Genomic DNA, 8,686 nt, shown 5'->3' on the forward strand with positions numbered 1-8,686 from the left:
CGGTAACCGCATTCGTGCCTTTTTTCTTAGCGATTCCAATCGTCATCGCAGGCTGGGTGATAAATTCCCCTTGAGCCTGACTGCTGGGGTCTGGATAGGGATTGGCAATATCCCAATCTTGTCGATAGTGAATTCGCGATACCGTGGTGCGATCACCAAAATTATCCACCACCGTCGCCACATCCTTTAGGTAGATAGGACGGGGATGGCCCTGAACTGTGGCAGTGCCAAAGCCCACCATAATCTCCCCCACATCTGCGGCAGACTGGAATAGATTGCTCCCTTCTAGAAATAGGCGGGTTTCTCCCACAGACACATCCCCCGTGGGCAGTTGGACATTCTCCACCTGGAGTTGCTGACTAATCTGAGCGGGGGACAGCCGATAGCTCGCCAGTTTGTCGGGGTCCAAATCCACCCGAATGGCACGGGGGTGCCCACCCGCCATCGTCAGATTGGCGGTGTCTGGAATACTGCGTAAATCATTGAGGAGTCGTTCCCCTACCCGCCGAAGTTGGTTGTCGGTATACCCCTGACCCGTCAGAGTCAACGTCACAATCGGGACATCATCAATAATTACCGGTTTGACGAGATAGGACGCCCCTGGGGGCAGTAAATCTTGGTGATTGTAGAGATGATTCTGTAGTTTGAAGAGGGAATCTTCCCAGTCTTCCCCCACAAAGTACTGCGCCGTAATTTTGGCCCCTGAATTTTGGGAAACGGAATAGAGATGTTCCACCCCTGTGAGTTCTCGCAGCTTGGCTTCGATGGGGTTGGTAACAATATTCTCGACCACCTCTGCCGGGGCACCGGGATAGGGCAGGATGACCTCAGCAGCCGGAACCACAATTTGGGGATTTTCTTCTTGTGGGGTGAAGGTAGCTGCCCCGACTCCAAACAAAACCAAGGCAGCAATGAGCAACATCGTCACCTGGGAATTAATGAAATAGGCAGTGATTCGACCAACAATGCCCGTTTGGGGAGAAGGGGAACTTGACATCAGGGTTTCCTCACTTGCAGAACTATTGCTTCGCCAGGACAAATACCGCAACGACCAGCACAAAGTAACCAAACCCTTTTTGCAGTTGTTTGGCCTCGAATATTCGCGTCAAACTTGCTCCAATAACTGTGCCCAGACTCGCTGCCAAGGTGAAGGTGATGATCAGCATCCAATCCAGTTCCACTTGATTCAGATACCCTAGAAATCCCGTTGCAGATTTAAAGGCAATGATCAGCAATGAGGTGCCAATCGCTTCCTTGATGGGGAGGTCTCCGAACAACACCAAAGCAGGAATAATCGCAAAGCCTCCCCCCACGCCTACAAAACCTGTGAGCACACCTACTCCCAGTCCTTCTAGAGGAATAGTCAGCCAGTGGTGTTTAGGGTGCGGATGAGAGGCCGTCTGGGAACTTCTCTGAAGTGGAGACTTGATGCCTGGATCACGAATCATCAGCACACTCGCGAGGACCATAACAATCCCAAAGCTAATGAGTTGAATGGTTTCTGTGATCCAAGGTAAAGAGGCCAATCGGGCACCCAGAAAGGCTCCCAACATCGCAACAGGGGTAAAGATAGCAGCGGTTCTGACATTCACATGTCCCTGTCGCCAGTGGGGAATTACACCGATCAAACTAACCGTACCTACAATCACCAAACTCATGGCAATGGCAGCTTTGGGTTGAGTATCTAAGACATAAATCAGGATCGGCACGGCTAAAATGGAGCCACCGCCACCGATCAGCCCTAAGCTTAGGCCAATGCCAACCGCAAGAATATGTCCTATGATCCACGTCATGGGCCGACTGCGGCAGCCTGGCCACACTGTTGATTAGCGGGAACAGCTTCAGCAACTTTTTTCGGATCAGGAAGATTGAGAGCCCCCATCAGCTGAATAAAGGCGTCGCGACCTTGGCCAACAAAGCGGGGATTAAAGCGTTTCTCTTCTCCAATCGATGATACGGTTTGACCTTTGTAGTCATGACCTGGGTAAACCAAGGTTGTTTCGGGTAAGGTAAACAACCGCTGTACCACATGGTCATAGAGGGTTCCTGCATCCCCGCTCTGGAAATCAGTGCGACCACACCCTCTGATTAACAGGGAATCCCCTGTTAAGATCCGATCTTTATTGACGAGGTAGGCCATATGACTGTCGGTGTGGCCTGGAGTTGCGATCGCACGAACATTCACCTCACCTAAATCTAAAACTTCTCCATCCCGGATCAACCGATCTGCACAAGCAGCTTCCGCATGTTCAGGTACAATTCCTTGGCACCCAGTCAACTCGCGTAATTGCCCCGTTCCCGTCACATGGTCAGCATGAATATGGGTTTCGAGGCAGTAGCACAGGGTCAACCCTAATTCATCCAGCAGGTTCACATCGCGTTCCACCTGCTCTTGCACCGGATCAACCAGGATAGCCTCCTTGTCTCTGTTCGCGATCAGATAAGTATAGGTGCTGGTTTCTGGATCAAACAATTGACGAAATAACATCTTGCTCGCTCCTTTAGGTATGTTCTTGTCTCTATTGGGGGAAACGCCACAATAACGCCGAGCTAAGGTTACTTAATTTCAGGCGAGTAAAACTTAACTATAATATAATTATATAGTAATATAAGGGCAGATGAACTGTCTACCTCACTTTCAAAGGGTTTTTATTGGGATGTTTGCTGCAAGTGCCACTCTAAGAGAACAGCCCGACATTGCAGGCATTCGAGGACACTTAGCAAAGACTGAATACCTGAGCGGGAAGCGTTATAGGTAGCCCCCACATAGTTGTGATCCAGCTGAATTTGGGGATAAAGTTCAGCAACAAACCCGTACAGGCATTGGTTGGAGAAAGAACTATTGATCGCCCACCCTTTGTGATTTAGAGGTGTGAGAGACATTATGGCTTGGGTATCTATACCCAACTCTCGCTGAAGGATGGATATCACCGCTTCGCTCGGCGATTGTCCCTCAGCCACCCGACCTCCAGGAAAATCAAGGGTCTGAGTTTGCACACCCGGACGGTAGGTGGGTCGGGCCAAAATGAGCTGCTGATTCAGTAGGGGCAATACAATAACCGAATCTGCTTTTTCGATCCGCCAATATTCAAGCCGCTGTCCCTGGTCAGTTTGTAAATGTTCACCGATCAGGGTCAGCCATTGCGATCTCAATTCCAAGATGCGCTCGCAGACCTGCCAATCTTGAGAAGCCATAAGGTGGGGATAAATACGGCAGTTTTAAACTAACTCACTGCTTTGTGGAGACTGATTACGAGCTGAGCAACTTTAATCAGGCTGACTGAAGGATTTAAATTGGTTAAATTTTTGAGCCTGCTGCAGCAAGCGATCGCTAATGGAATCACAGACCGATTCACACAGTTCAAAGACCAACGGATCGACAATCTCGTAATAAGCACTGACCCCGCTAGGAGTGCGCGAGAGAAGGCCCGCTTGAGTTAAAACCTTTAAGTGTTTAGAAAGATTGGCTTGTCCCAACCCTGTGGCCTCCACCAGATCATTAACCGTCATTGGACCAGCCCTGAGATTGCTGAGAATCTGCAAGCGACTGACTTCCGATAAGACTTTGAAGTACTCAGCCACTGCTACGAGAACTTCGGGTGATACTTGTTTGGCAAGAGTTTTAGGCATGGTTAGAGGGAATAAACAGAAGGCTACTAATACAATTATATAACCATGTAGAATTATGAGATAATATTTTCTCTAGCTTAAAACAAGTTATTTTTGGACTCTTGCCACATCGGGGTACTCAGGTAACGCTCACCCCCACTAGGCTGAATCACTACAATCCGCTGACCTTCAATGGCCATCTGCTGACCCAGGTGCAAAGCGGCATAAAGGGCAGCCCCAGTCGAGATCCCACTGATAATCCCCTCCGCTTGAGCTAATCTTCGTCCCCAATGATAGGCTTGCTGATCACTCACGGTGATGATTTGATCAATCAGATCGACCCGCAGGACATCAGGAATAAACCCTGCACCAATCCCCTGCAAATTATGGGAACTGGGTGCGTGACCACTGAGGACGGCACTGTTTTCCGGCTCCACGGCCACAATTCGTAATTGGGGGTTTTGTTGCTTGAGATAGCGACCTGCCCCTGTCAAGGTGCCGCCCGTCCCTACCCCCACGACCAGAACATCAATCTGACCATCCGTGTCTTCCCAGATTTCAGGCCCCGTTGTTTCAAAGTGGATTTTGGGATTTGCAGGATTGCTAAACTGCTGGGGGGAGAAGGCGTTGGGGAGGGCAGCCAGGAGTTCATTGGCCCGAGAGATGGCCCCCATCATATCGGCAGAAGCAGGAGTGAGGATGATTTCTGCTCCGTAAGCATTCACCATTTTTTGGCGTTCAGGACTCATATTATCCGGCATGGTCAGGATCAAACGATAGCCTTTTGCGGCACAAACCATTGCCAGCCCAATCCCAGTGTTACCCGATGTAGCTTCTACAATCGTAGAGAGTCCTGGCTGAATCAGCCCTTCCCGTTCAGCTTCGGTTAGCATACTAATCGCAATCCGATCTTTCACCGAAGCAGCTGGGTTCAACCCTTCTAATTTCAAGACAACATCAGCAACACAACCCACCTCCTGGGGGAGACGTTGAAGCCTAACCAGCGGAGTACGGCCAATCACTTGGGTGATGTCAGAGTAAATCAGCATAGGATGCACGTCCCTAGATCAGGAGTAGGAAGCATAAGTAAGTCAGCCCGGAGATTAACATCAAGTGAGGCAGAGAACTTGTCCAAGTGCGTTGAGTGATCCGCAAGAGGGGATAGACACTGAAAAGTAAAGCTGACAGTAAAGTAACCCCCTGTAAAAATGCTGCTACATCAGGGCTCCAGGTGAGGGTAGGAAGCCCCTGGCCACTGTAGCCAAAGGTTCTGGCAATGACAGGTAGAATTTGACCTGCTTCTGTGACTGCCGCAGGGATGTAATGGGCCAGGTTAGCCGCTAGGGTGAAGGGAAGATAGGCATAGATAACCGTTAGGTAGTCCGGTAACTCTCGGTCAAACAAGCGGGCGATCAAGTGCGTCACAACCGTTAAGACGGCTGGAATACTCAGTAACAGGGTCGTCACTAAAATACCAATGGGTAGGTGATCGGCATTGACGGGGAGGTCCCCCTGACCCAACCAACCCAAAATCTGGTGATCGTGATGCATGAACACGCCACCAAACAGTAATAGCAGGAGGGCCACTTCCGGCCAGTTTCCCTGGTGATTTTCCAGTAAGTCTGCGGCTGGAAATCGCAAGTTGAGCTGTACGGATCGATTGGGGCAGGCTTTCAGGCAAGTCATACACAGCACACAGTCGCGGTTATCTTGCAATTGAGCGGGATGGGAATAGAGGGGACACCCATCCGTCGCCTGTCCTTCTGTTGGGAGTGCATTGGCAAATTCGACAGGAGTTGCGGCGCTCCCTTTGTAACAGCCAAAGGTGCTGCACTGGCTACCACAAACTTGCTGTGTTGATCGCACCTCCAGGATCGAGAGCTTGGCAAACATGCCGTTCATACCGCCAATTGGGCATAGATATCGGCACCAGAGACGACGTTCGTAAATCACGCTGCCGATGACGGCCCCAGCAGCAATAATCACCAACAACCACGCTGATAGATAGGCAGTATGGGGTAGGTCCCAAAGCTCCTCCCACAGGTAAATGGCCACAAACCCCACAAACAAGATCCAAGCTCCCCAGCGATTCATCCATTTAGTGGGCCAGGGCAACAATTGACGAGGCCAAATCCACAGGGAGAGTTGGCGGAGCCATTCCCCCGTAATCATGAAGGGACAAACCGCACACCAGAGGCGACCGACAAAGGCAAATAAGAATAGGTACACGGGCCACCACCAAGCCCAGAAAAAGTTCAGGGTCATGCTCGCATCCTTTGTCTGTGGGCCGATATAGCCCATGAGGGTCACGGGAATGAACAACACCATAACCCCATACCAAACCCTCCGAGGCCACCAGGGGCTGAGCAAAAACTGTCGCAGCCAGGGGAGCTGGTTGAGTAAATCGATCCGAAAGGCATTCTTGGGCGATTGTAAGGACCACAAGGTTTGTTCCGAGATCACCGTTTGCTCCTCAGGGGTCATAGAGACCGCGCGCTTGAGGATGCCAGCCAGCTCAACCAGGTTGCCAGGATAGTCGTAGCTAATCAAACGGCGGGTATTGGCCTGATCCAGTTTTAGAAGTGTGCGTCCTTGCTCCCGGCAAAATTGGGTGAGGAAATATTGGGCAAACTCGGGGATATCACCCTTGCGCTGGGGCAGACTGAACAATTTAATTGAGTGGGATGCAATACCAGGTAAGGTTAGCTTGTGGGGGCTAGCTAGGATTAGACGCACCCAGGATTTTACAGGAGAAGGAAAACTGGCCACAGTGGGGTCTAGATTGGGTACCAAGGTACTCGTGTTCAGGTATTGAACTAAGCGATCTCGATCCTGATCACTCAAAAGCTGCACATTATCAATAAGCAATGTGCCCCGTTCAAGAAGTTCAATGACACCAAGCTGAACATCTGCTTTGCCAAAGAGGAGATTCGTACAAACCCCCCCTGCCTCAGAGCGAGGAAGCTGAGCACAGTCGAGTTCTGCAAAGGGGCGATCCTTCAACCCAGAATGGGCATGAATATAACCCGCCAGGAAAGTTTTACCCGTTCCCAGTGCGGCTTGAAAGACGATGGGTTTGACGTCAACGGTAGCGGCTTCTACCTGCTGTGCAAGTTTAGTACTGGCCTTGCTAGACCCCAAAAGGGTTTCAGTGGCAGGTACAGAATGAATATAGGGCTGCAATCCCTGAATACGAGCTTGTTCTCTAGCAATACGTTGGGCAAAGTTGACCAAATCTTGAGTCAGAAATTGATTGAAAATGCCCTGGATCTCGGTATAAGCCTGTGACAATTGCTCACAGTCAGCTTGGCCCAGGAACCAGATTTCACTTGCACTGAGCGCAATCGCACTTGCCTGATAGAACGCATTTTCTTGACGATTGATCACAGGGACATAGCCAAATAACTCGCCCGCATTGCGGTACAGCATATGGGTCTTGCCCACCAGAGAGAGTCGATAAATTTCTACAGTACCCCACTTCAGCAAATAGAGCCCCACAGGTGCTTGGTTTTCCCGATAGATCTCTGTTCCTGGCTCGACCTTGATGAGTTGCAGAGAGCGGGCAATTGCCATTAAGGAACGATCCTGGAGTTGTCCCCAAACCCGATGAAAGCTCAACCAGTCATAGCATTCTGCAACCGCCTGCTTCTCCTGCATCTGCTCCTGATGCGCTTCAGGTTGGAGCGGAATCGATCGTAGTGTTTCATTCGGAGTGCTTCTATCGGTAGATGTTGGTGTGGTACTCACAGTGCAGAGTCCCCTGTGTGAGCGAATGGTCTGTTGGGAACTGGTCCCACTCGATATACCCTTGGCAAGTACGCTGAACTGACGGATTGCTCTAGCTACCTATGCTGAGACCTTGACATTCTCCAACCATTTTCTGGGGCCTGCATCCTTGCGAATCTCACGCCAAATCTGGGTGGCGGCCAAGGCACCATCCCCTGCGGCGACCACCACTTGATTGAGTCCCACCTTCAAATCACCAATCGCAAAAATCCGAGGATGGGAGGTGCGACCCAATTTATCAGTGACTAAGTTACTGCCTTTCATCTCTAAGCCCAACCCCTGAAGATAGGTGTTGTGATAGCGAGACCCCATTGAGATTAGACCCGTTTCCAATGCAATGACTGAACCGTCCACTAGCTCGACACCCGTCATCTGGTGGTTTTCGCCTAGAAATTTCTGAATGGGGGTTTCCACCAAGCGGTAGCCGTGCTCCTGCAACTGACCACGCATCTGGTCACTCACTTCAAACAAACCATGGGTGAAGATCGTAATCTTGGGTGTAAACCAACTGAGATTGAACACCATTTCCTCAATACTGGTTTCACTCCCCGCAAAGAAGCCACAATGTTGGTCAATCATTTCATAACCATCACAAACCATGCAAACATGGAGGTTGTACCCGGCATAGTCATAAACAGTCTGCATATCATCAAGGGGAACCAGATGATCAATGATGCCACTGGCTACGATCAGATATTTGGAATAGAACTTTACGTGACGGCTGTTCTGACGACCAACTTTGACCCGCACCGTAAAGGTGTTCACTTCTTCAGTGACTGCTTCGACATAGCCTTCGAGAAAGTCTCCTGCTAAAGCAGAATAGTGTTGTTTACCCTGTTGGAGTAGTTGCCGACCTGACGTATCCGGCGGCAGCCCCAAATAGTTGTGTAAAGCCTGCATCCAAAATGAGCGAGCCTTACCTTTGTCAATAATCAGACTGGAGAGGCGGAATCTTTGTAGATAGATTCCTGCAGATAGACCACCTGCTCCCCCACCGACGACAATGACATCATAGAGATGATTCAAACGTTGTTCGAGGTTGGTTTTGTTGAGTTTCATTGGTCTTTTTATTAATGAGTGTAATCAGGTTAAGGACGAGGGACGGGTTTAGAGGGATGCAGTTAGCTCGTTCATCAACTCAGCGACGGGAATGATCTGCTGAGCACGTCCAGCATTAGACCCAGCAAAAATTAAGCCATTTTCGACATCGCCCCGAGCAGCTCTGTCTAATGCCCTCACAATGCAGTAGGTCTCTTGGGTGTCTCGACAGCGGCAAACATGCAAACAACTG

General features: G+C 50.1%; 8 protein-coding genes and 1 pseudogene. All 9 read right to left on the reverse strand.

The annotated features are described in order from the left end of the window. Positions 1–997, reverse strand: a 997-nt coding sequence (locus Q0991_RS11515) for an efflux RND transporter permease subunit (protein ID WP_299488567.1), incomplete at its 3' end; no start/stop codon positions are given. Positions 998–1,019: 22 nt separating this feature from the next. Further along, a complete protein-coding gene (locus tag Q0991_RS11520) occupies positions 1,020–1,793 on the reverse strand; it encodes a sulfite exporter TauE/SafE family protein (RefSeq protein ID WP_299488569.1) in 774 nt (257 codons plus the stop codon). Beyond that, positions 1,790–2,488 carry an MBL fold metallo-hydrolase gene (locus tag Q0991_RS11525; RefSeq protein WP_299488571.1) on the reverse strand — a complete coding sequence of 233 codons (699 nt, stop codon included), beginning with the start codon at positions 2,486–2,488 and terminating at the stop codon, positions 1,790–1,792. The genes Q0991_RS11520 and Q0991_RS11525 overlap by 4 nt, the downstream gene beginning before the upstream one ends. A 161-nt stretch (positions 2,489–2,649) precedes the next feature. Continuing rightward, the gene (locus Q0991_RS11530; RefSeq protein ID WP_299488573.1) at positions 2,650–3,195 is read right to left on the reverse strand and encodes an NUDIX domain-containing protein; all 546 of its coding nucleotides are present in this window, start codon (positions 3,193–3,195) and stop codon (positions 2,650–2,652) included. A 72-nt stretch (positions 3,196–3,267) separates the two neighbouring features. Continuing rightward, positions 3,268–3,630, reverse strand: a complete 363-nt coding sequence (locus tag Q0991_RS11535) for a metalloregulator ArsR/SmtB family transcription factor (RefSeq protein ID WP_299488575.1) — start codon at positions 3,628–3,630, stop codon at positions 3,268–3,270. Between the two features lie 77 nt (positions 3,631–3,707). Next, on the reverse strand, positions 3,708–4,658 hold the full coding sequence (gene cysK, locus Q0991_RS11540; protein WP_299488577.1) for a cysteine synthase A: 951 nt from the start codon (positions 4,656–4,658) through the stop codon (positions 3,708–3,710). 13 nt (positions 4,659–4,671) lie between these two features. After that, positions 4,672–7,356: a cyclic nucleotide-binding domain-containing protein gene (locus Q0991_RS11545; RefSeq protein ID WP_299488579.1), complete on the reverse strand. Its 2,685-nt coding sequence runs from the start codon at positions 7,354–7,356 to the stop codon at positions 4,672–4,674. A gap of 99 nt (positions 7,357–7,455) precedes the next feature. Continuing rightward, positions 7,456–8,454, reverse strand: coding sequence for an NAD(P)/FAD-dependent oxidoreductase (locus tag Q0991_RS11550; protein ID WP_299488581.1), 999 nt, complete (start codon positions 8,452–8,454; stop codon positions 7,456–7,458). A 48-nt stretch (positions 8,455–8,502) separates the two neighbouring features. Continuing rightward, positions 8,503–8,686 (reverse strand): annotated as a pseudogene (locus Q0991_RS11555) (nitronate monooxygenase); the annotation flags it as partial.

This window comes from Acaryochloris sp. IP29b_bin.137, from assembly GCF_028285745.1.
Classification (GTDB): Bacteria; Cyanobacteriota; Cyanobacteriia; order Thermosynechococcales; family Thermosynechococcaceae; genus Acaryochloris.